Here is a 23,501-nt window from a genome sequence, read left to right as displayed (position 1 = left end):
ACTCGAAAGCGGCTGGAGATCTCGCAGTACGTCGGGCGCCGTCACGCCCTACAGACCGCCGGGCAGCACCCCCTCCTCGATGTCGGCGAAGTCGTCTTCGCTCTCCGCGAGGTAGGCCTCCCAGGCCGCCTTGTCCCAGATCTCCACCCGGGTGCTCGCTCCGATCACGACCAGATCCCGGTCCAGTGCCGCGTACGACCGCAGGTGGCCGGGTATGGTGACCCGCCCCTGCTTGTCCGGCACCTCGTCGTGCGCGCTGGCGAAGAAGACCCGGCTGTAGGCCCGGGCCGCCTTGCTCGTCATCGGCTGCGCGCGCAACTGGTCGGCGATCCGCTGGAACTCGGGCATCGGGAAGACGTAGAGGCAGCGCTCCTGCCCTTTGGTGATCACGACACCCCCCGCCAGTTCGTCCCGGAACTTCGCCGGCAGGATCAACCGGCCTTTGTCGTCCAGGCGCGGAGTGTGGGTGCCGAGGAACATCGGCCCAACCCCCTCGCCCTGAGCGGCGTTCGCGGCGCCGCTGACCCCCCGGGCCGGTGTGGCCCTCCCGGCCTCACCATCGCGCCCCACTCTACTCCACTTCCCTCCACCTGCAACCAGAATCGCCCGCGCGGCGTGGCGTTTCCGCGCGCAAAACCGCACGTCAACGCGGGTGGGGCGGAGTGGAGGGGGTGGGGCGCGCCCCACACCGTCCGCTACCCGACATCGACCGCCGCCGTCCGGCCCCGCGCGCTCCGCCCGTCCGCCGGGCCGTCCCCGGCCGAACGGTTCGCCGTCGGCGGCGATCTGGTGGAGGTGGCGGTCCGGTAACCTCGCTCGGGTGACGGACGCGAAGATGCCCTTGCGGGCAAAGGTGGCCAGCTCCGTGTCGCGCACCGCCGCGGCGCTGTCGCGGGCCGCGGGCCGTGGCGACGGCTCGGTGATCGGCGGCTGGATCGGCCTCAAGATCGACCCGGACCTGCTCGCCCATCTCTCGGCCGGGCGCGCCATCGCCCTGGTGTCCGGCACCAACGGCAAGACCACCACCACCCGGCTCACCACCGCCGCGGTCGGCGTGCTGGGCCGGGTCGCCACCAACTCCTTCGGCGCGAACATGCCCACCGGCCACACCTCGGCGCTCGCAAAGGCCGGCAGCACGCCGTACGCGGTGCTGGAGGTGGACGAGCACTACCTCGCCCAGGTGCTGGAGGCGACCGAGCCGCACGTGGTGGCGCTGCTCAACCTCTCCCGCGACCAGCTCGACCGCGCCAAGGAGGTCGCCATGATGGCGCAGCTCTGGCGCGCCGCCCTGGTCCGGCACCCGCGGGTACGGGTGGTCGCCAACGCCGACGACCCGATGGTGGTGTGGGCCGCCTGCCCGCCGGCCGACCCGGCCCAGGGCCACGTGCCGCCGCACGTCACCTGGTTCAGCGCCGGGCAGCGCTGGCACGACGACTCCTGGGTCTGCCCCGAGTGCGGCTCCACCATCCAGCGCTCCGGCGAGCAGTGGTGGTGCACCGGCTGCCCGCTGCGTCGCCCCGAGCCGCACTGGACGGTCGAGGACGACGGCGTGCTCGACCCCACCGGCGCCTGGCACAAGATCCAGCTCCAGCTCCCCGGCAAGGTCAACCTCGGCAACGCGGCCACCGCGCTGGCCGTCGCCGCCGAGTTCGGCGTACGCCCGGTGGACGCGGTTTCCCGGCTCGGCACCGTCACCTCGGTGGCCGGCCGCTACGCCCAGGTGGACCGCGACGGGCGCAACATCCGGCTGCTGCTGGCGAAGAACCCGGCGAGCTGGCTGGAGGCGTTCGACATGGCCGACGTCGCGCCGACACTGCTGTCCATCAACGCCCGTGACCCCGACGGGCTGGACACCTCGTGGCTGTTCGACGTGGACTTCTCCCCGCTGACCGGCCGGCAGGTGCTGATCACCGGCGACCGGGCGTACGACCTGGCGGTGCGACTGGAGGTCAACGGCGTGCCGTTCCAGCACGTCCGCAGCTTCGACGAGGCCGTCCGCGCCGTGCCACCGGGCCGGCTGGAGGCCATCGCCAACTACACCGCCTTCCAGGACATCCGAGCGGAGCTGGACCGTGTCAACTGAGAGCCTGCGCATCGTCTGGATCTATCCCGACCTGCTGTCCACATACGGCGACCGGGGCAACGCGCTGATCCTGGCCCGCCGGGCCCAGCTGCGCGGCATGCCGGTCGAGGTGCTCGAGGTCCGCTCCGACCAGCGGCTGCCCGCCACCGCCGACATCTACCTGCTCGGCGGCGGCGAGGACGGCCCGCAGGCGCTCGGCGCCCAGCGTCTGATCGCCGACGGCGGCCTGCACCGGGCGGTGGCCCAGGGTTCGGTGGTGTTCGGCGTCTGCGCCGGCTACCAGCTTCTCGGCACCTCGTTCTTCGCCAAGGGCACCCGGTGCGCCGGGCTGGAGCTGCTCGACCTCTCCTCCGACCGCGGACCCACCCGGGCGGTGGGCGAGCTGGCCGGCGAGGTCGACCCGCGGCTCGGCATCCCGCACCTGTCCGGGTTCGAGAACCACGGCGGCCGCACCCACCTCGGTCCGGGCGTGTCCCCGCTGGCCCGGGTCACCACCGGGGTCGGCAACGACGGGGCCACCGAGGGCGCGTGGCGGGGCAAGCTGCTCGGCACCTACTCGCACGGCCCGGCGCTGGCGCGCAACCCCGACCTGGCCGACCTGCTGCTGCGCTGGGCGACCGGCATCCACCAGCTCCCCCCGCTCGACGACACCTGGGCCGACCGCCTCCGCTCCGAGCGCCGCGCCGCGGTGGCCGCCGCACCGAGGCCGTGACCGACGCCGCCCGGCCGGGGCGGCGACCGGTGGCCCGCCGGCTCGCCGGGTTGCTGCGGCAGCCCTCGGCGCGCCGGTTCGGGCTGCTCCTGCTGCTGCTCGCCGGGTTCGGCGTGACGCTGCTGCTGGTGCCCCGGCCGGACCCGGCCGACCTGCCCCGGCTCGCCGACTCGCTGGGTGGCTACGGGCCGCCCGCGGCTGTGGTCGGCGGCGCGCTGCTGCTGGTGGCGCTGGTGCCCCGCACGTTCGTCACGCTGGCCGCGGGCGCGATCTTCGGGCCGGTGCAGGGCGCCGCGTACGCGCTCGGCGCGGCGCTGCTCGCGGCGGCCATCGGCTTCACGGTCGGCCGGGTGCTCGGCCGCGACTTCGTCGCCGAGCGGGTACGCGGCCGGCTGGCCCGCCTCGACGGCTGGTTCGCCCGGCAGAGCGTCTTCGGCGTGGTCACCGTACGGCTGCTGCCGATCGCCGGGTTCGGGCTGGTCAGCTACGGCTACGGCACCACCGCGGCCCGGGTCATGCCGTTCCTGGCCGGCAGCGTGATCGCCTCCGCGCCCACCGCCATCGGCTACGCGGCGATCGGCGCGGCCGTGACCACGCCCGGTTCGATCAACTGGTACGCGGCCGCGCCTGCGAGCCTCGGCCTGATCGCCAGCGTGCTGATCATCCACCGCTGGTGGCGGGCCGAACGACGGCGTCGCGCGCCCTGACCGTCGGTGGGCGTGTCCCCGAAGTGGACACGCCCACCTGCGGGCGTCAGGCGACGACCGAGACCATCCGGCCCTTCACCACGATCACCTTGCGCGGCTCCTTGCCGCCCAGCGTGCCGGCGACCGCCTCCAGCGCCGCCGCGCGGACGACGTCCTCGGACGCGTCGGCGGGCACCTCTACCCGGCCCCGGACCTTGCCGTTCACCTGCACCGGGTAGGTGACCGACTCGGCCACCAGCAGGGCCGGGTCGGCGACCGGGAAGTCCGCGTACGCCAGCGACGTGTCGTGGCCCAGCTTGCGCCACAGCTCCTCGGCCATGTGCGGGGCGAACGGGGCGACCATCAGCACCAGCGGCTCGGCCACCTCGCGCGGCGTACGCGCCAGCCGGGTCAGGCCGTTGGTCAGCTCGATCAGCTTGGCGATGGCGGTGTTGAACCGGATCCCGTCCATGTCGGCGCGGACCCCGTCGATCGCCTTGTGCAGCAGCCGCCGGGTCGCCTCGTCGGCCGGCTCGTCGGTGACCCGCAGCTCACCGGTCTGCTCGTCGACGACGGTGCGCCAGACCCGCTGCAGGAACCGGTACGAGCCGACCACCGCCCGGGTCTCCCACGGGCGGGACACCTCCAGCGGGCCCATCGACATCTCGTACACCCGGAACGTGTCGGCGCCGTACGCCGCGCACATGTCGTCCGGGGTGACCACGTTCTTCAGCGACTTGCCCATCTTTCCGTACTCGCGCCGGACCTCGGTCTCGCCGTGGAACCAGCGGCCGTCGACCTCGACGACCTCCTCGGCGGGTACGTAGGCGCCGCGCGGGTCGACGAACGCGTACGCCTGGATCATGCCCTGGTTGAACAGGCGGCGGAACGGCTCGAACGACGAGACGTGGCCCAGGTCGTACAGCACCTTGTGCCAGAAGCGCGCGTACAGCAGGTGCAGCACCGCGTGCTCGGCACCGCCGACGTACAGGTCCGTGCCACCGCAGTCACCGTCGCGGCGCGGGCCCATCCAGTACGCCTCGTTCTCCGGGTCGGCGAAACGCTGCGGGTCGGTCGGGTCCAGGTAGCGCAGCTCGTACCAGCAGGAACCGGCCCACTGCGGCATCACGTTGGTCTCGCGGGTGTAGCGCTTGGGCCCGTCACCCAGGTCCAGCTCCACCTCCACCCAGTCGCGCCGCCGCGACAGCGGGGTCTCCGGGTTGCTGTCGGCGTCGTCGGCGTCGAACGTCTTCGGCGAGAAGTCCTCCACCTCGGGCAGCTCGACCGGCAGCATCGACTCGGGCAGCGCGATCGGCGCACCGGACTCGTCGTACACGATCGGGAACGGCTCGCCCCAGTAGCGCTGCCGGGAGAACAGCCAGTCGCGCAGCCGCCAGGTGACCGCGCCGGCGCCGTGCCCGTTCGCCTCCAGCCACTCGATGATCCGCGCCTTGGCGTCGGTGACGCCCAGGCCGTCCAGGTCGATGCCGCGCTCCGGCGCGGCGCTGTTGATCGCCGGGCCGTCACCGGTGTACGCCTTGCCGTCGAAGCCCTCCGGCGGCTGCACGGTCCGCACGATCGGCAGCTCGAAGACCTCGGCGAAGTCCCAGTCCCGCTCGTCCTGGGCGGGCACCGCCATGATCGCGCCGGTGCCGTACCCGGCCAGCACGTAGTCGGCGATGAAGATCGGGATCTGCCCGCCGGTCACCGGGTTGGTGGCGTAGGCGCCGACGAAGACGCCGGTCTTCTCCTTGCTGTCCGCCTGCCGCTCCACGTCCGTCTTGGCCGCGGCGGCCTTCCGGTACGCCTCGACGGCCTCACGCGGGCCGGCGTGGCCGCCGGTCCAGGCGTCCTTCGTCCCCTCCGGCCAGGTGGCCGGCGTCAGCACGTCGACCAGCTCGTGCTCGGGCGCCAGCACCATGTAGGTGGCACCGAAGACGGTGTCCGGCCGGGTGGTGAACACCCGCACCGGGGCGGCGGCGGTCGGGAAGTCGATGTGCGCGCCGGTCGACCGGCCGATCCAGTTGCGCTGCTGCAGCTTGATCGGCTCCGGCCAGTCCAGTGTGTCCAGATCCTCCAGCAGCCGGTCCCCGTACGCGGTGATCCGCATCATCCACTGCTTCAGGTTGCGCTTGAAGACCGGGAAGTTGCCGCGCTCGGAGCGGCCGTCGGCGGTGACCTCCTCGTTGGCCAGCACGGTGCCCAGCCCCGGGCACCAGTTGACCGGCGCCTCCGAGACGTACGCCAGCCGGTGGTCGTCGACGACGCGCCGCCGCTCCCCCACAGACAGCTCGGCCCACGGACGCCCGTCGGGGGTGGCACGGTTGCCGCCCTCGAACTCGGCGATCAGCTCGGCGATCGGCCGGGCCTTCTTCGCCTCGGCGTCGTACCAGGAGTTGAAGACCTGCAGGAAGATCCACTGCGTCCAGCGGTAGAAGTCGGTGTCGATGGTCGCCACCGACCGCCGCTCGTCGTGGCCCAGCCCCAGCCGGCGCAGCTGCTCCCGGTACCGCTCGATGTTGGCCTCGGTGGTGGTCCGGGGGTGGGTGCCGGTCTGCACCGCGTACTGCTCGGCGGGCAGGCCGAACGCGTCGAAGCCCATCGCGTGCAGCACGTTGCGCCCGGCCATCCGCTGGTAGCGGGCGTAGCAGTCGGTGCCGATGTAGCCCAGCGGGTGCCCGACGTGCAGGCCGGCGCCGGACGGGTACGGGAACATGTCCAGCACGTACAGCTTCTCGGCGCCCGCCCGCGGGTGGCCCGGGTCGGCCAGCGGACCGACCGGGTTCGGCGCATGGAAGGTGCCCTCCCGCTCCCAGGTGTCCTGCCAGCGGTGCTCGATCTCGTCGGCCAGGGCGGCGGTGTACCGGAACGGGGGGATGTCGGTCGCCGGTGCGGCTGCCTCACTCATGGCGTCTCCTCGGCGCGGATCGATTCGAAAAAATTGTGGGCGGTCTGCTGCGGGCACAAAAAAGCCCCTCGCGCAGGAGGGGCGGCCGTGCTGTCGCGCGTTCAGCGCATCAACACGGCTCGGTAAGAAGCAGGAAGAACCCGGCCATGCAGGCAGTGTACCTCGCACCCCTCGGCGACGGCGCGCCCGTTCCACCCGCGGCGGCCGGTCCCCCGGTCCGGCGAATATTCCGGGCGTAACCGACCGACCACCTGCGGGAGTCGGCAGTAACGACAAACATGGTTAGCCTGAGATACCAATGAGATTTCTGCGGCAGACGAGGCTCGGCGTCGCGAACCCAACGGCGGGTCCAGGTGCTCTATAAAGAGCTGCCGTCCAGGCGACGAGGAGGAGGCCCGTGACACAACAGACCTGGGACGAGGTGGGCGGTCTGCTGCCGCACGACGAGTTCCGCGCCGCCAGCGAGGCCATCGTGGCCAACATCGAGCAGGTCATCGAGGGCAAGACCGCCACCGTCCGGCTCGCCCTGGCGGTGCTGCTGGCCGAGGGTCACCTGCTCATCGAGGACGTGCCCGGCGTCGGCAAGACCAAGCTCGCCAAGGCGATGGCCCGGTCCATCGACTGCTCGGTCCGGCGGATCCAGTTCACCCCCGACCTGCTTCCCAGCGACGTCACCGGCGTCAGCGTCTACAACCAGGAGACGCACGACTTCGAGTTCCGCCCCGGCGCGGTCTTCGCCAACCTGGTGGTCGGCGACGAGATCAACCGGGCCTCGCCGAAGACCCAGTCGGCGCTGCTGGAGTGCATGGAGGAGCGGCAGGTCACGGTCGACGGGGTCACCTACCAGTTGCAGACGCCGTTCATGGTGATCGCGACGCAGAACCCGATCGAGATGGAGGGCACCTACCCGCTGCCCGAGGCGCAGCGCGACCGGTTCACCGCCCGCATCGCCATGGGCTACCCGGACCCGCGCGCCGAGCTGGCCATGCTCGACGGGCACGGCGCCACCGACCCGCTGCCGGGGCTGCGGCCGGTCTCCGACGCGGCCACCGTCCGCCGGCTGATCGGCCACGTCCGGCAGGTGCACGTCGCCGACGCCGTCAAGCAGTACGCGATCGACCTGGTCACCGCCACCCGGGAGGCGCCCGACCTGCGCCTCGGCGCGTCCCCCCGGGCCACGCTCCAGTTGCTGCGCACCGCCCGCGCGGTGGCCGCCCTGGAGGGCCGCGACTACGTCCTGCCGGACGACCTCCAGGTCCTCGCGGTGCCGGTGCTGGCGCACCGGATCATCCCGACCGCCGACGCGCAGCTGGCCCGGCGCACCACCGACGCGATCGTCTCCGAGCTGGTGCACCGCCTGCCGCTGCCGCACGACCGGCAGCGGTCGCCGTACGACACCCGCCCCGGCGGCGGCAACAACGGCCGCGGGCCGTACGAGCCGCGGAGGCCGTGACGTGCGCGACGGCCTGCGTGGGCTGACCACCCGCGGCCGATCCTTCCTGGCGGCCGCGGTGGCCGCCGCGATCTCCGCCGGCATCCTCGGCGAGAAGGACCTGCTCCGGGTGGCGGTCCTGCTCGCCGTGCTGCCGCTGCTGGCCGCCGCATACGTCGGGCGCAGCCGGTACAAGCTGGCCTGCAACAGGTCGCTGGAGCCGCACCGGGTGCCGGTCGGCGCCAGCTCCCGGGTGGTGCTGCGGCTGCAGAACCTGTCCCGGCTGCCCACCGGCACGCTGCTGCTGGAGGACCGCCTGCCGTACGCGCTGGGCAGCCGGCCCCGGGTGGTGCTGGAGCGGCTCGGCGCGCACCAGGCCAGCTCGGTGGCGTACACGGTCCGCGCGGACGTGCGCGGCCGCTACGAGGTGGGGCCGCTGGTGATCCGGCTGACCGACCCGTTCGGCCTGTGCGAGCTGACCCGGTCGTTCCCCAGCACGGACCACCTCACGGTGATCCCGCAGGTCACCCCGCTGCCGTCGGTCCGGCTGCCCGGTGAGTACGCCGGCAGCGGCGACAGCCGGGCCCGCTCGGTGGCGGTGCACGGCGAGGACGACGCCGCCACCCGGGAGTACCGGATGGGCGACGACCTGCGCCGGGTGCACTGGAAGTCCACCGCCCGCACCGGTGAGCTGATGGTGCGCCGCGAGGAGCAGCCGTGGGAGAGCCGGGCGACGGTGGTGCTGGACACCCGCGCCGCCGGGCACCGGGGCGAGGGCCCGACGGCCAGCTTCGAGTGGGCGGTCTCGGCCGCCGCCAGCATCGCCGTGCACCTGCGCGAGGCCGGCTACAAGCTCCGGCTGGTCACCGGCAACGGCGCCGACGTCGGTGCCGCCGAGGCAGGCGGCGAGGGACTGCTGCTCGACCACCTCGCCGACGTGCACCTGGACCGGCGCGGCGAGATCACCACGCTGGTGCAGCAGGTCCGGCAGCGGGCCGACGGCGGTCTGATCATCGCGCTGCTCGGCACGCTCGGCACCGCCGAGGCGGAACTGCTGGCCGGGCTGCGCGGCAACGGGGCCACCTGCGTGGCGTTCCTGCTCGACAGCAACACCTGGCTCAACCTGCCCCCGAACGCCCGGACCGAGGCGGAGCGGGCGCACGGCGCCGCCGCGCTCGCGCTGCTGCAGAGCGGCTGGCGGGTCATCGGGGTGGAGCACGGCACCCGCCTGCCGATGCTGTGGCCGCAGGCCGGGCGGGGCTCGCAGGGCTTCGCGCTGCGGGCGGCCATGGCCGAGACGGTGGCCGGCGGACGACGATGACCGGAGGGATGGTCCTGTGACCCCGCACCGCAACATCGGGTTCGTCGCCGCGGCGGCGACGCTGCTGGCGGCGGCCCCGCTGTCGGCGATCTTCGAACGCTGGACCTGGCTGATCCAGGCCGCCGTCGTGGTCGCCGTGGTGGCCGGCTCGGCCGCGTTGAGCCGGCTGGGCCGGATGCCGCTGTGGGGGCAGGTGCTGGCCATGCTGGCCGGGCTCACCCTGGGCCTGACGTGGGTCTTCCCCGGCGGCACCGAACTGCTCGCGTTCGTACCGACCCCGGCCACGTTCGCCCACTTCGGCGACCTGCTCCAGACGTCGTTGCAGGACATGCGCTCGTACGGCGTGAAGGTGCCGGACGTCGACTCGCTGCTGTTCCTCGCGGTGCTCGGCATCGGCGCGGTCGCTGTGGTGGTGGACGTGCTCGCGGTCGGGTTGCGCCGTCCGGCGCTGGCCGGCCTGCCGATGCTCGCCATCTACTCGGTGCCGGTCGCGGTCTACGTGGACAGCGTCCCGGCCACCCCGTTCGTGGTGGGCGCCGCCGGTTACCTCTGGCTGCTGGTCACCGACAACGTCGACCGGGTACGCCGGTTCGGCCGCCGGTTCACCGGCGAGGGCCGCGACGTGGACGTCTGGGAGGCGTCCCCGCTGGCCGCGGCCGGACGGCGGCTCGCAGTGGTCGGCGTGATCGTGGCGGTGGCGCTGCCGCTCGCAGTGCCCGGGATGACCGGCGGGCTGCTGAACAACGTCGGCGCCGGGCCCGGCGACGGCAGCGGGCGGCCGGGCCAGGGCGGCAGCTCCGGCCGGGTCGACCTGTTCGCGGCGCTCAGCGGCCAGCTCAACCAGAGCGAGGAACTCGATCTGGTCAAGGTCAGCACCAACGAGACGACGCCGTTCTACCTGCGCCTGGGTGTCGTCGACGACCTGCGCCCCAGTGGCTTCCAGGCACGCGTGCCGACCGGGCGGCCGATCACCCGCCCGCTGCCCGACCCCGGGGAACGCGCCCCGCGCGGCGTCGACCAGCAGCGCTACCGCGCCACGGTCGAGGTGACGAAGAACCTGAACATGCCGTTGATGCCGGTCTACGCCGAGCCGGTCAAGACCGACGACCTCAACGGCAACTGGCTGTACGACCCGAACCAGCAGGTCGTCTTCTCCAACCGGGACAACGCCCGCGGCAAGAGCTACTCGTTCGACTACGTACGGTCCACATTCAGCCCGGCGGCGCTGCGCGCGGCCCCGTCGCTGCCCTCGGACAGCCCGGTGATGCGGCAGCAGACCGAGCGGCCGTCCGTCCCGGCCGTCGAGGAACTGGTCGCGCAGCTGGTCAAGGGCAAGTCGAACGACTACGACAAGGTCCGGGCGATCTACGACTACTTCTCCGTGGAGAACGGCTTCACCTACGCGCTGTCCACCCGCAACGGCAGCAGCGGCGAGGACATCACCGACTTCCTCGCCACCAAGGTCGGCTACTGCCAGCAGTACGCCGCGGCGATGGCCTGGCTGGTCCGGGCCGCCGGCATCCCGGCCCGGGTCGCCGTCGGGTTCACCAACGGCAGCAAGGCCGACAGCGGCACGTACGTGCTGACCAACCGCAACCTGCACGCCTGGACCGAGGTCAACTTCAGCGGGATCGGCTGGGTGCCGTTCGACGCCACCCCGGCGGCGGCCGTGACGGGCTCGGTCCGCTCGGCCTGGGCGCCGGACATCGACGCCCCCGAGGAGGTCACCCCCTCGACCGGCAGCACCAGCGCTCCCGACGCGGCCGGCCCGTCGGCCGGGCCGAACGAGGCGGACCGGCTCGACAAGGACACCGACCAGGGCCTGACGCTGAACCAGGGCGGCCCGGCCGAGGAGAGCCCGGTCTGGCCGTGGTGGCTGGCCGGCGCGCTGGCGCTGCTGGCGCTGCTCGCCGTACCGGCCCTGCGCCGCTCCGCCCTGCGCCGCCGCCGGCGCGTCCGGGCGGTCACGCCCGCGGCCACCGCGCTGCCGGTGCCGGGCCAGCGCGGCGAAACACGGCAGGTCGTCGTCGGTGTGGACGCCGAGGCGGCCCGCGCCGACGCGCACGCCGCCTGGGACGAGCTGCTCGACACGCTCGTCGACTTCCACGTCCGGGTGGACCGCACAGAGACCCCACGGGCCACCGCCGAGCGGCTGGCCCGGGAGGCGCTCGCCGAGAGGGGGGACGCCGCAACGGGGGTACGCCTGCTCGGCCGCGCCGAGGAACGAGCCCGTTACGCCCGTGACCCGCTGACCGACACGGAGTTGCAGCCGGCGCTGCGTACGGTCCGGGGCGCGCTGGCGGCGGGCGCGGACCGCCGTACCCGGCTGCTGGCCGCGCTGCTGCCCCCGTCGGTGCTGCAGCGTTGGCGTACCGGCCTGGCCGAGCGGTCGGCGAGGGTGGTCACCACGAGCGGCCAGGTCCGGCAGCGCATGTCGCGCTGGAGCCCGCGCCGCCTCCTGGCCCACCGCCCCGCCCGCCCCTCCCTGCCCTCCCCGTCCCGCCCCGTCCCGCCCCGCCCACCCCCGCGGCGGTGATCAAGGAGTTTGTGTCCAAATCCAGCCCTGCTGAAGACACAAACTCCTTGATCACCGCTTCTGGGCCGGGTGCGCACGAGATCTTGGTACGAAATGGCCCCCATAGGGGCGCTTTCCTTCCAAGATCTACGGCGGCTCCCGGGATACGGGAAGCGCATCCCGCCTGCCGAGCGAGCATGGCTGATCAGGCGAGCTGGGCACCCGCCCCGCCTCGGCGATCTTGCAGTTTGTGCCCAGGTGAACGGGACATCCCGGGCACCGCTCTGGCCGAAAGTGCAAGATCGCGGGTGAGGGCGGGTGTGCGCCTGCTGGTGAGCGGCGGGGAGGTGCTCGCCGTGCGCTGAGGCGGGGAGGCTTGGGCACAGGGGGTGAGCTGCCCCGCCGCGACCCGGGCGCGGTGCACATGCTCACGTGCGGGGCGACCCGGCGCGGTGCACACGCTCACGTGCGGCGCGACCCGGGCGCGGTGCACATGCTGACGTGGCGGGGCGACCCGGGCGCGGTGCACACGCTCACGTGCGGGGCGATCCGGGCACCATGTGCTGACGGAGGCGCCGGCGGTGTGCAGAGGAGGCGGACCGCCGGGGGCGCGCCGAGCGGCGGTCCGGACGGCGAGTGGCGGGACGGTGGGACCGATTACGGGCATGGCTGAGCGCGGGCTCTCGCCCGCGTTGCCACGGCGACCGGCAGCAGGTCACCCCGGCGGCGCTTGCCGGCCTGTTACGGAGGCGCCGCCGGTTCCCCGCCCCGGGTCAGGGGCGGGACGCGGTCAGCGGTGGCCCTCCGGGCGCTGCCGCCAGCGGTCCTCCATCCGGTCGAGGAAGGAGCCCCGGCGACCACCACCACTGCGGCCACGGGGACGACGCCGGCTCGTTGTGCCGCCGACCACGTGCAGGTCGGGCGACTGGGATCGGCGGTGCGACTGCACCGCGTAGCCCAACGAGCCCAGCATGACGACGAAACCCGCCACGGCCACCGCGGGAATCTTGATCACGGCACCGTAGATCAACAGGGCCAGACCAGCGACGACCACGCCGGCAGCGACGAGCACGCGACGCCGCGCGTGGAAACGCGGGTCGCTGGCGCGCACGGCCGAGGCGAACTTGGGGTCCTCGGCAAGCGACCGCTCGATCTGCTCGAACAGCCGCTGCTCGTGCTCCGAGAGCGGCACGGCACTCCTCCCCGGTCACGTTGGTCGGCCCGGGCGGGCCGACAGACCGTGGCAGCCAACCGGCTGCTTACCCGCAAGTCTACGAGGGCCCCCGCGCGTCGGAAAGCGGGACGACCTACGGCCGGGTCGGTTTTTCGACTTGTCGTGTATCACGACGGCCGAGAAGACTGGCCGGACCTATGACGGACCGCCCGAATCGGGCAGCCGCCGCATCGGCCGCCGCCTCCGCCTCGCGCCAGCCTCGCTCGGGCGCACCCAGGGTGAGCTGCTGCGGGGTCTCCCCTGCGGGGGCGAGACCTTCCATCCGGACCCCGACCAGCCGAACCGGCTCGCCGGGGGCCAGCGCGCCCCACAGCGCCCAGGCCGTGTCGAACATCTCCCGGGCGGTGTCGGTGGGCACGGCGAGCGTGCGGGAGCGGCTGATCGTCCGGAAGTCGGCGAAACGGACCTTGAGCGACACGGTACGGCCCACCTGCCCGGCCGCCCGCAGCCGAGCGCCGGCCTTGTCGGCGAGCGCGAGCAGGGACCGCCGGATCTCGTCCGGGTCGCTCACGTCGGTGTCGAACGTGACCTCCGCGCCGATCGACTTCTCCACCTGCTCGGGCGTGACTCCGCGCGAGTCACGCCCCCAGGCCAGCTCGTGCAGGTGGGCGGCGGACGCCTCGCCCACCGCCCGGCGCAGCAGGCCGGCCGGTGCCTCGGCGAGGTCGCGCACGGTGCGCAGACCGAGGCGGCGCAGCGCGTCCGCGGACCGCTCCCCCACGCCCCACAGCGCGGACACCGGCAGCGGGTGCAGGAACTCCAGCACCCGGGCGGCCGGGACCACGAGCAGGCCGTCGGGCTTGGCCCGGGTGGAGCCGAGCTTCGCCACGAACTTGCTCGGCCCCACGCCCACCGAACAGGTCAGCCGCTGTTCCTCGGCGACCCGGCGGCGGATCAGCGCGGCGATGTCGGCGGGCCGGCCGAACAGCCGTCGGGCGCCCGCCACGTCGAGGAACGCCTCGTCCAGAGACAGCGGCTCGACCAGCGGCGTGACGTCCCGGAAGATCCGCATGACCGCCCGGGACGCCTCGGTGTAGGCGGTGAAGTCGGGCGGGAGGTAGACCGCGCCGGGGCAGAGCGCCCGGGCGCGGGCGGTGGGCATCGCGCTGCGGACGCCGTACCGCCGGGCCTCGTAGCTGGCGGAGCTGACCACGCCGCGCGGGCCGACGCCACCCACCACCACCGGCCGGCCGCGCAACTCGGGACGGCGGCGCACCTCCACGGAGGCGTAGAACGCGTCCATGTCGACGTGCAGGATGGTGCAGCCGGTGTCGTCGGCGTCCGGCCCGAAGCGGGGGTCACCGCCTCGGGGCAACGACTGGCTGCGGCCCATGCCAGCAGGCTAGCCCGCCGGTCCGACAACCCCACCGCCCGCCGACCCCGCACGAGGCGGGGCCGACCCGGACCCGCGGCCACCAGCAGGGACGAACCGGGATCAGCCCCGGACCACCAGCAGCGGGACCGTCATCTCGGCGGCGGTGTCCGCGCCGTGATACGCCACCAGCCGCGACGCCATCGGCGGTTCGGAGCGGGTGGCGACCACCGCGTACGTGTCCCGGCAGACCACCACCACGTCGCCGATCCGGGTCAGGTGTGCCTCGGGCACCGGCCCGAACCAGCCGGTCGCCACCGCCTCGGCCCGGGTCAGCACCTGCGCGGCCGGGCCCAGCACCTCGGCCCAGGCGGCCACCACGTCGGCCTCGGCGCCCGGCTCGACGTGCAGGTAGCGGACCCGGGGCTCACCGGCGACCACCCGTACCCCGGCGCGCAGCCGGGGGTCGGTGTCCAGGTCGATCCGGTGCCCGGCGGGCACGTCGAGCTGGCCGTGGTCGGCGGTGACCAGCAGCGCGGCGTCCGGCGGCAGCCCGTCGACGAGCCGGGCCAGCAGTACGTCCACCTCGGCGGCGGCGGTCCGCCAGGGCGCGGAGTCGACGCCGCTGAGGTGCCCGTGCCGGTCCAGGTCGGGGTGGTAGCCGGAGACCAGTGCGGGACCGTCCCCGGCGGCCAGCGCCGCCAGCATCCGGGCGGCGAGCGCGTCCACGCCTGCCGCACCCCGGTAGTCGCCGCCCCGGTTGGCGGCGAGCGTCAGGCCGCTGCCGGCGAACTCGGGACGGCTGACCACAGTCACCGCGACCCCGGCGGCGCGCGCCCGCTGGTACCAGGTGGGCACCGGCTGCCAGCTCGCCGGGTCCGGGTCGCCGGTCCAGTCGACGTGGTTGAGCACCCGATCGGTGCCGGGCACCCGGACCGTGAAGCCGAGCACGCCGTGCGCGCCCGACGGGGTGCCGGTGCCGAGGCTGACCAGGCTGGTCGGGGTGGTGGACGGGAAGCCGGTGGTGAGCGGCCGGCCGACGGTGGCGGCCAGGCCGGCGAGCGTCGGGGCGTACGGAGCGGCGGTGGGGATCTGGTACCAGCCGAGGCCGTCGACGAGCAGCACCGCGATCCGGCGTACCCCGGCCAGGCGCGGGGCCAGGCCGAGCCGGTCGGTCGCGCCCGGTACGCCGAGCAGCGCCAGCGCGCTGGGCAGCACGTCGATCATGCTGCCGCCGTCGTAGCGCGGTGCCACCCGGTCGAGCGGGCCGGGCGTCGGACCGGGCGTCGGATCGGGAGCCGGGCCGGTCATGCCGGGCGGCGGGCGAACAGGTGCAACTGGGCGGCGAGATCGCGGTACGGGGACCGGGCGGCGAGGGCACGCTCCAGCTCCACCAGTGCGGCCTGCTGGCCGTCGGCCACCGCGGCCGGGAGCAGGTCGGCGAGCACCCGTACCCCGTGGATCTCCTCCACGACGAGGCCGGCGGCGGTGAGCAGCGCGCTCGCGTCGGCGGCGTCGTAGCGGCGGCGCAGCGTGTCCCGTCCGCCGGTGGTGCCGTGCGGGTCGGCGGCGAGCGCGGCGGCGGCGTCCAGTTGCCCGTTCATCGCCCGGCCGAACACGGCGGCGGCCCGGCCGGCGACCAGCACACTCGCCGCGCCATCCGGGCGCAACGCGGTGACCAGCGCGGACATCACCGGTTCCGGGTCGTCGACCACCTCGAGGACGGAGTGGCAGAGCACCAGGTCCACGGTGGCCGGCTCGACGAGTCCGGTGAGCGCGTCGGCGTCGCCCTGCGTCGCGCGTACCCGATCGGCGACCCCGGCCTCGGCGGCCCGGCGGGTCAGCGCGGCGAGCGCGTCGGGGCTGGCGTCGACCACTGTGACACGGTGACCGGCCTCGGCGAGCGGGACGGCGAAGCCGCCGGTCCCGCCGCCGACGTCGAGCACGGAGAGTCGTTCGCCGGCCCGCCGGTCCAGCTCGGCCCGGAGCACCGACCAGATGACGGCGGTGCGGGGGGTGAGGGTTCGGATCTGCTCCACGCGCCGAGCCTAGTCACCCCCCGGCCCGGGTTCAGGACTCGCCGCCGCCGGCGGGGTCGTCCTCGGCGCGGCAACGCTGGTGGTTGGCCACCGGGCCGTCGGTCACCTGGTATTCCCGCGGCTCGGCCTCGTGGGTGGGCGCCCAGTCGGCGCCGAGGCGGGTCCGTCGGGCGTTCGCCACGCCACCGGCGTTCGTACGGTGAAAGGTCATCGGTTCATCCCCCATACCCCGGGTGGGCCACTCTGCCCACCCGCGTCGGGAGTCTCCCGCCTCCGGCTCGGAGAAACCGTAATGTGGATCACTCCATCAACGGAAATCCCTGGATGCCGGTGTGACGGGGGGCTCGATCGCGTCCAGCCGGTCCGCGGTGAGGTTCGTGACGCCCTCGTGCCGCTGCAGCCGGCCCCGCACCACAAGTGCTCCGCTGGTGCGGGCGACTCGACGGTATCTCTGCCACAACCCCGGGGAGCAAGTGACATTGAGCATCCCGGTCTCGTCCTCCAGGTTGAGGAACGTGACGCCGCCGGCGGTCGCCGGGCGCTGCCGGTGGGTGACGATCCCGCCGACCCGGATCCGCTGTCCGGGTGGCACCTGGCCGAGGCGGGCGATCGGCACCGCGCCCAGTTCGTCGAGGCGGTCCCGGATGAACCGGGCCGGGTGGCTCTCCGGGGACAGGCCGGTGGCCCAGACGTCGGCGACCAGGCGGTCCACCGCGGCCATGCCGGGCAGGGTGGGCGGGTCCGCGCCGGTCACCGTGCCGGGCAGCCGGCCGGGCCGGTCCTGAGCCGCCGCGCCGGCGGCCCAGAGGGCCTGCCGCCGGGTCAGCCCGAAACAGGCGAACGCGTCGGCGGTGGCCAGCGCCTCCAGCTGCGCGGCGGTGAGACCGACGCGGCGGGCCAGGTCCGGCATGTCCCGGTACGGCCCGTGCGCGGCGCGTTCCGCCTCGATCCGCTCGGCCACGTCCTCGCCGAGGGTACGGACGCTGCCCAGCCCGAGCCGTACCGCCGGGCCGCCCAGTCCCCAGGCGTGCGGCGGCTCGCCCGGCACGCTGCCCCACCGGGTCTCCGGCGTGGACTCCAGCACCGCCTTGGCGCCGCTGGCGTTGATGTCCGGCCGGCGTACCTCGACGCCGTGCCGGCGGGCGTCGTCGGCGAGCGTCTGCGGCGAGTAGAAGCCCATCGGCTGGGCGTTCAGCAGCGCGGCCAGGAACGGGCCGGGGTGGTAGCGCTTAAGCCACGAGCTGGCATACACCAGGTAGGCGAAGCTCATCGCGTGGCTCTCCGGGAAGCCGTAGCTGGCGAACGCGGTGAGCTTGCGGTAGACGTCGTCGGCCAGTTCGCCGGTGATGCCCCGCTCGGCCATCCCGGCGTAGAGCCGGTCGGCGATCTGCGCCATCCGCTCCACCGACCGCTTCGCCCCCATGGCCCGGCGCAACTGGTCGGCGCCGGCCGCGTCGAACCCGGCCAGGTCGATGGCGAGCTGCATGAGCTGCTCCTGGAACAGCGGTACGCCGAGCGTCTTCTCCAGCGCGTTGCGCATCAGCGGGTGCGCGTACGTGACCGGTTCCTGGCCGTTCTTGCGCCTGATGTACGGGTGCACCGAGCCGCCCTGGATCGGGCCGGGCCGGATCAGCGCCACCTCGACCACCAGGTCGTAGAACTCGCGCGGCTTGAGCCGGGGCAGCGTGGCCATCTGGGCGCGGCTCTCCACCTGGAACACGCCCACCGAGTCGGCCCGGCAGAGCATGTCGTAGACCTCGGGGTCGTCCAGCGTCATGTCGCCCAGGTCGAGGCGGGAACCGATCAGATCGTAGCCGTAGTGCAGCGCCGAGAGCATGCCGAGACCGAGCAGGTCGAACTTGACCAGGCCCACGGCGGCGCAGTCGTCCTTGTCCCACTGGAGCACGCTGCGGCCGGGCATCCGGCCCCACTCCACCGGGCACACCTCGATCACCGGCCGGTCGCAGATCACCATGCCGCCGGAGTGGATGCCCAGGTGCCGGGGGAACGTCTGCAGCTCGTTGGCGTACGCGACCACCTGCTCCGGGATGTCCGCCACGTCGACCGCGGCGACCGAACCCCACCTGTCGATCTGCTTGCTCCAGGCGTCCTGCTGGCCGGGTGAGAAGCCGAACGCCTTCGCCACGTCCCGCACCGCCGACCGGGGCCGGTACGAGATGACGTTGGCGACCTGGGCGGTGTGTTCCCGGCCGTAGCGGGCGTAGACGTGCTGGATCACCTCCTCCCGGCGGTCGGACTCGATGTCCACGTCGATGTCGGGCGGGCCGTCGCGTTCCGGGGCGAGGAACCGTTCGAACAGCAGCCGGTGCCGGACCGCGTCCACGTTGGTGATGCGCAGCGCGTAGCAGACCGCCGAGTTGGCCGCCGAGCCCCGGCCCTGGCAGTAGATGTCCTGCGCGCGGCAGAACGCGACGATGTCGTAGACCACCAGGAAGTAGCCGGGGAAACCGAGGTCTTCGATCATCCGCAGCTCGTGTTCGAGCTGCGCGTACGCCTCCGGATGCGCCTCGGGCGGGCCGTAGCGCTCGCGGGCGCCGTCCATGGTCAGCCGGCGCAGCCAGCTCATCTCGGTGTGCCCGGGCGGCACCGGGTACGCCGGCAGCCTCGGCGCCACGAGCTGAAGGTCGAAGGCGAGTTCCGCGCCGTACTCGGCGGCCCGCGCCACAGCGCCCGGGTACGCGGCGAACCGCGCCGCCATCTCCGCGCCGCTGCGCAGGTGGGCGGTGGCCGCGGCGGGCAGCCAGCCGTCGATCTCGTCGAGGCTGCGCCGGGCCCGGACCGCCGCCACGGTGGTGGCCAGCCGACGCCGTCCCGGGGTGGCGTAGTGCACGTTGTTCGTGGCGACGGTGGGCAGCCCGGCCGCGGCGGCCAGGTCGGCGAGCGCGTCGTTGCGGTCGGCGTCGACCGGATGGCCGTGGTCGGTCAGCTCCACCGCCACCGTCTCCGCGCCGAACAGCGCGGTGAGCCGGTCCAGTTCCCGGGCCGCCGCGTCGACGCCCTCGGTGAGCAGCGCCGCGGGCACGTGCCCCTTGCGGCAGCCGGTGAGCACCAGCACGTGGTCGCGCAGCTCGGCGGCGAGTTCCTCCAGCTCGCCGTAGACCGGGCGGCCCTTCTCCCCGCCGCGCAGCTGGGCCCGGGAGATGGTGGCGGCCAGGCGCGCGTACCCCTCGTGGCCGTGCGCGAGCACCAGCAGGTGCCGGCCGAGCGGGTCGGGTTCGCCGTTCTGCGGGCCGGGCAGCCCGAGGGACAGCTCCGCGCCGAAGATCGTCGGCAGCCGCAGCGCGCGGGCCGCCTCGGCGAAGCGCACCACGCCGTAGAAGCCGTCGTGGTCGGTGACGGCGAGCGCGGTGAGCCCGAGCCGGGCCGCCTCCTCGGCCAGTTCCTCCGGGTGGCTGGCCCCGTCGAGGAAGCTGAAGTTGGAGTGCGCGTGCAGCTCCGCGTAGGGCACCACGCCGTCCGGGCGGGCCAGCTCCGGCGGCCGGTACTCCTGGCGCTTGCGGCTCCAGGCCGGTGAGTCGCCGCCGTCGGCGTCGACCGCGAGCGGGTCGACCACGTGCAGGTGCCGCTCGCCCCCGGCCCGGCCGGAGAGCACCTGCTCCAGCTTCGACCAGGGCATCTTCGGGTTGTGGAAGCTCACCCCGCGCTCCCCCGGCGCTCAGTCATAGATCGCCTCCACCAGCCACTGCCCGCCCTCGACCGCGAGCAGCAGGGCGGCGCCGTCGGCCAGGCTCACCTGGAACCGGGCCCGGCGGCGCGCCTCGGCCGGCGCCCACCAGCGTTCGTCCACCGGCCACGGGCCGGCCCACCCGGTGATCTCGGCCGGGCGGCCGTCGCCGACTGTGAGCCGGGCCGGCGCCGCGCTGACCGCCAGCCGGGCGCTCACCACGACCGGCTCCCCGGCGGCGTCACGCACGTCGGCCGGCAACGGGGTGGGCAGCACCACGGCCGGCGACGGTGGCGGAATCCGCCCCGGCCACGGCGGCTCGGCCACCGCCCGGCCCCGCCCGGCCCGTCGCCCCGCACCACCCCCGGCGGGTACGACGACAGGGGCGGACACGGCACCCGGAGCGGCCCCGGCGGGCGGCAGGGGTGGCGGGCCGGGACGTGCGGGCGCCCGCTCGTCGCCCCACGGGACCAGGCGCACCTGGTCGGCCGGGGACCGCCCGCCGCCGAGCACGGCGGTGACCACCGCCTCGGGGCCGAGGATGCCCTGCACCCGGCTGAGCGCCCGGTGCGCCCGCTCCCGCTCCTCACCGGTCTCCCCCCACAGCCCGGGTTGCAGCCCCGCCTGGGCGAGCACCCCGTCCGGCACCAGTCGCAACCGGACGATCCCGGCGGTGGGCCGGGCCGGACGCGTCCCGCCCCGGCCGTTGCTGCCGGAGAGCCAGCCGTCGAGCTGCCAGCGGACCCGGTCGGCGATGGCCGCGGCGGTGAGCAGGCCGTCGTGCCGCCAGACCCGGTGCAGCTCCTGGCCGTGGGCGGTGACCGCCTCGATGCCGAGGCGGGTGCAGGCCAGCCCGTACCCGGCCAGCCGTTCGTGCAGCCGCTCGGCGAGCATGCGGGCGGCGAACGCGGCGGCGTCGACCCGGTCGACCGGCTCGTCGTAGTCGGCGGTGACGGTCAGGTCGGCGGGCGGCTGCCGGACCGCCAGCGGACGGTCGTCCCGGCCACCGGCGAGCCGGTGCGCCAGCGCCCCGTCGAAACCGAACCGGGCCAGCACGTCCCCGGCCGGCAGCGCCGCGAACTCGCCGAGGGTACGGACGCCGAGCCGGCGCAGCAGGTCGGCCAGCGCGGGCCGGCCGAGCGCCTCGACCGGCCGGGCGGCCAGGAACTCGCGGGTGCCGCCGGGGGTCACGATCCGGCCCTCCCGGGCGGCCAGCCCGGCCGCGAACACCCCGTCGGCGATGCCGACCTGGCTCTCCACCGCGCAACTCTGCGCGACGTGCTCCACGATCCGCTCGGCCGCCGCCTCCTCGCCGCCGAGGTAGCGGCTCGGCCCCCGGGCCGCCGTGGCGCAGGCGCCGGGCCGGATCACCTCGACGCCGGCGACCACCTCCTCCACGGCGGCCACCACCGGCTCGAACGCCCGCACGTCCCGGCCGGGGTCGTGGTCGACCACGGTGAGGTGCGGGCAGCGCCCCTGCGCCTCGCGGCGGCGCAGCCCGCGCCGGATCCCCTCGGCGCGAGCCCGCTCGGAGCAGGCGATCACCCGGTTGGCGTGCAGCACCACGACCGGGTCGGTGGCGGGCACCCCGTCGACGATCTCGGCGGCGAGGACCGGCCAGTCCGGGCACCAGAGCAGCAGCGTCCGCTGCGGTTCGCCGCTCACGCCGGACCGGCCGCGGCGAGCGTACGGGCGGGTGGGGCGACCACGCGCAGCCGGCGCGACGGCGCGGCGGACGGGGCGCCGAGCCCGGCCGAGCGGGGGATCACCCGGGTCAGCTCGTCGCCGGGCAGCCACACCTTGATCTCCTTGGGACGGGCGGCGGCGCCCCGGCCCCGGGCCGAGACGGTCACCTCGCGGCGGCGCAGCCGCCCGCGACCGGCGCCGAGCCCCTGCCAGACGCCCCGGACCACCTGGAGTGTGACGTCCGCGCCGTCCCACCGTCCGTACGGGACGAGCACGCTTCCGCGCTGCCGGGCGCGGGCGGCCAGCCGGGTGGCGACCGAGGCGGAGACGGTGGCCGGCACGGCGGTGACCACCACGTCGACCCCGTCGATGAGCGCGGCGACCACCGTGGGCCACTCCGGGCCGGGGTCGGGCACCAGGGCCAGCCGGTCCAGGGCGATGCCCGCCTCGGCCGCGGCGCCCGCCCCGAATGTGGGTACGCCGACCACCGCGCACCACGAGCCGGCCCGGGACGCCTCGGCGAGCAGCGCGAGGATCAGCGAGGTGGCGCCGCTGCGCCGGGGCTGGCCGGCGCCGACCGCCACGGTGCTGCCACGCCGCAGACCGCGGTTGGGCAGCAGCCCGGTCAGCTCGGCCCGGACGGGCAGCACCCGGTGACCGCCGGCCGGGTCGGGCGCGCTCGCCGGACGGACCAGATCGGCCAGGGCGGCGGAACCGACCACCATGCGGCCCGCCATCGGACCAACCCCCCGTCGTGTTTCGCCACGGGCCTCGCCCGTGGATGGTGCTGTGGATCGTGTCGTGCGCGGCACGCGTGTGCCGTGGGTGCGGCGCCCGGCCACCCGGGGTCCCGCCGGTGGTGGCCGGGCGCCACGAATCAGGCGGCGGCTGCTCCGGGGCGGGGCGGTGAGTCGGAGGCGCCGAGCCGCAGCGGGCGGGGCAGGCCGTCGAGTGCCGGCTGGTGCGCCAGGCCGAGGGCGGTCTCCACCACCGTCACGAACTCCTCGGCGGCGCGCAGCAGGTCGTCGGCCTCCCGGGCGGTGACCACGCGGGGGATGCCGGCCTCGGCGGCGGCCCGCTTGCTCGCGCCGGCGGCGAAGTAGGCGGCCCACTCGTCCAGCTCGGGGGCGACGGTGGCGAGCAGCACCCAGACGCTGGTGATCCGGTGCCGGCGGGTGGGCGCGGGACGGGCCCGGGCGGCGAGCACGGCGGCGGCGGCGCGCAGCGCCGCCAGGTGGGCGGCGGCGTACCGGAGGCCGTCGGGGCGGGTGCGGGCGGCCTCGGCCAGCCCGTCGCGGGCCACCGCGAGCAACTGGGCGGGGGTGCGGTGCGGCAGCACGTGCGCGGGCACCGTGGGCGCCTGGGCCGGACTGGTCGGCATGGGTCTCTCCTCCGCGTGTGGCCGGGGCGGGCGGTCGCGCGACGGGGAACGTCGCCCGGTCGCCCGGAGCGGTCGGTGCGGAGGAAGACGCACCTTTCAGGTGGCGGCCGGCCGGATGTGGACGCTTCCCCACACCCACACCCGGCCGGCGTGCCGGCGGGTCCGTCGCCCGCCGCCCGGGGGTCGTGGGCGGCGGGCGACGACCTGCCTGACGGGCCCGGACTCGCGACTGTCCGAGACCCGGTGCGGCCCGCGGTGCCGCACCTCCCGGAAGCCGGTGCCGCGAAACACCGCTTCCGGAGCGTTCGACGAGTGCGCGACCGGCTCGGATCAGGCCGGGCCAGCCGGGGAGCTGAGCCGCTTGCCGTTCGGGTCGAACCGAACGTCGAGCGAACCTGACTTCGAGCCGGAATCGAACACTCGTTCTAACTACCCTGACAGTACACCTCCCCACCGACGAAAACGCAACGTGTGACGCGCCGGGGACGCACGGGAGGGCGACGGCCC

17 protein-coding genes are annotated in these 23,501 nt (G+C 74.6%); 6 read left to right on the top strand and 11 right to left on the bottom strand.

The window, feature by feature from the left end; all coding sequences use genetic code 11:
* Positions 1-48: 48 nt before the first annotated feature.
* Positions 49-480, bottom strand: coding sequence for a division/cell wall cluster transcriptional repressor MraZ (gene mraZ / locus FB455_RS01000; protein ID WP_013287610.1), 432 nt, complete (start codon positions 478-480; stop codon positions 49-51).
* A 355-nt stretch (positions 481-835) separates the two neighbouring features.
* On the opposite strand from mraZ, the gene FB455_RS00995 reads away from it, so the two are divergent.
* From FB455_RS00995 to FB455_RS00985, 3 genes are read left to right on the top strand one after another with little or no spacing between them, the layout of a single operon-like run.
* The gene (locus tag FB455_RS00995) at positions 836-2,083 is read left to right on the top strand and encodes a MurT ligase domain-containing protein (RefSeq protein WP_145752134.1); all 1,248 of its coding nucleotides are present in this window, start codon (positions 836-838) and stop codon (positions 2,081-2,083) included.
* Positions 2,073-2,795, top strand: a complete 723-nt coding sequence (locus FB455_RS00990; RefSeq protein WP_091331119.1) for a type 1 glutamine amidotransferase — start codon at positions 2,073-2,075, stop codon at positions 2,793-2,795. The genes FB455_RS00995 and FB455_RS00990 overlap by 11 nt, the downstream gene beginning before the upstream one ends.
* 29 nt (positions 2,796-2,824) lie before the next feature.
* Entirely contained in the window at positions 2,825-3,502 is a 678-nt protein-coding gene (locus FB455_RS00985; protein ID WP_377648918.1) for a TVP38/TMEM64 family protein, read from the top strand.
* A gap of 46 nt (positions 3,503-3,548) precedes the next feature.
* Here FB455_RS00985 and leuS read toward each other — a convergent pair whose 3' ends face one another.
* Complete coding sequence (gene leuS, locus FB455_RS00980) at positions 3,549-6,389, bottom strand: leucine--tRNA ligase (RefSeq protein ID WP_145751814.1); 2,841 nt, start codon at positions 6,387-6,389, stop codon at positions 3,549-3,551.
* Between the two features lie 397 nt (positions 6,390-6,786).
* Between leuS and FB455_RS00975 the strand changes: the two genes are divergently transcribed.
* Genes FB455_RS00975 through FB455_RS00965 form a run of 3 tightly spaced genes read left to right on the top strand, consistent with a single transcriptional unit; the run spans position 6,787 to position 11,678 of the window.
* Positions 6,787-7,842, top strand: a complete 1,056-nt coding sequence (locus FB455_RS00975; RefSeq protein ID WP_013287615.1) for an AAA family ATPase — start codon at positions 6,787-6,789, stop codon at positions 7,840-7,842.
* Between the two features lies 1 nt (position 7,843).
* Complete coding sequence (locus tag FB455_RS00970; RefSeq protein WP_030271900.1) at positions 7,844-9,142, top strand: DUF58 domain-containing protein; 1,299 nt, start codon at positions 7,844-7,846, stop codon at positions 9,140-9,142.
* A 16-nt stretch (positions 9,143-9,158) separates the two neighbouring features.
* Complete coding sequence (locus tag FB455_RS00965) at positions 9,159-11,678, top strand: transglutaminase TgpA family protein (protein ID WP_145751812.1); 2,520 nt, start codon at positions 9,159-9,161, stop codon at positions 11,676-11,678.
* A 769-nt stretch (positions 11,679-12,447) separates the two neighbouring features.
* Here the strand turns inward: FB455_RS00965 and FB455_RS00960 are convergent.
* From FB455_RS00960 to FB455_RS00920, 9 genes are all read right to left on the bottom strand, one after another.
* Complete coding sequence (locus tag FB455_RS00960) at positions 12,448-12,849, bottom strand: DUF3040 domain-containing protein (protein WP_013287618.1); 402 nt, start codon at positions 12,847-12,849, stop codon at positions 12,448-12,450.
* Between the two features lie 115 nt (positions 12,850-12,964).
* Positions 12,965-14,224: a DNA polymerase IV gene (locus tag FB455_RS00955; protein WP_071098316.1), complete on the bottom strand. Its 1,260-nt coding sequence runs from the start codon at positions 14,222-14,224 to the stop codon at positions 12,965-12,967.
* Between the two features lie 102 nt (positions 14,225-14,326).
* Positions 14,327-15,514: an alkaline phosphatase family protein gene (locus tag FB455_RS00950; RefSeq protein ID WP_145751810.1), complete on the bottom strand. Its 1,188-nt coding sequence runs from the start codon at positions 15,512-15,514 to the stop codon at positions 14,327-14,329.
* Positions 15,511-16,242: a methyltransferase domain-containing protein gene (locus tag FB455_RS00945; RefSeq protein WP_013475772.1), complete on the bottom strand. Its 732-nt coding sequence runs from the start codon at positions 16,240-16,242 to the stop codon at positions 15,511-15,513. The genes FB455_RS00950 and FB455_RS00945 overlap by 4 nt, the downstream gene beginning before the upstream one ends.
* 31 nt (positions 16,243-16,273) lie before the next feature.
* Entirely contained in the window at positions 16,274-16,453 is a 180-nt protein-coding gene (locus FB455_RS00940) for a hypothetical protein (protein ID WP_145751808.1), read from the bottom strand.
* Positions 16,454-16,549: 96 nt separating this feature from the next.
* Positions 16,550-19,900 carry an error-prone DNA polymerase gene (locus FB455_RS00935; protein WP_013475771.1) on the bottom strand — a complete coding sequence of 1,117 codons (3,351 nt, stop codon included), beginning with the start codon at positions 19,898-19,900 and terminating at the stop codon, positions 16,550-16,552.
* Between the two features lie 18 nt (positions 19,901-19,918).
* The gene (locus FB455_RS00930; RefSeq protein WP_145751806.1) at positions 19,919-21,592 is read right to left on the bottom strand and encodes a Y-family DNA polymerase; all 1,674 of its coding nucleotides are present in this window, start codon (positions 21,590-21,592) and stop codon (positions 19,919-19,921) included.
* Positions 21,589-22,350: a hypothetical protein gene (locus tag FB455_RS00925; RefSeq protein WP_013287625.1), complete on the bottom strand. Its 762-nt coding sequence runs from the start codon at positions 22,348-22,350 to the stop codon at positions 21,589-21,591. The genes FB455_RS00930 and FB455_RS00925 overlap by 4 nt, the downstream gene beginning before the upstream one ends.
* 140 nt (positions 22,351-22,490) lie before the next feature.
* A complete protein-coding gene (locus FB455_RS00920) occupies positions 22,491-22,994 on the bottom strand; it encodes an SAV_6107 family HEPN domain-containing protein (protein ID WP_013475768.1) in 504 nt (167 codons plus the stop codon).
* Between the last annotated feature and the right edge of the window lie 507 nt (positions 22,995-23,501).

The sequence above is a fragment of the Micromonospora sp. CNZ296 genome, from assembly GCF_007827635.1.
This window is presented reverse-complemented; position numbering and strand designations above follow the sequence as displayed.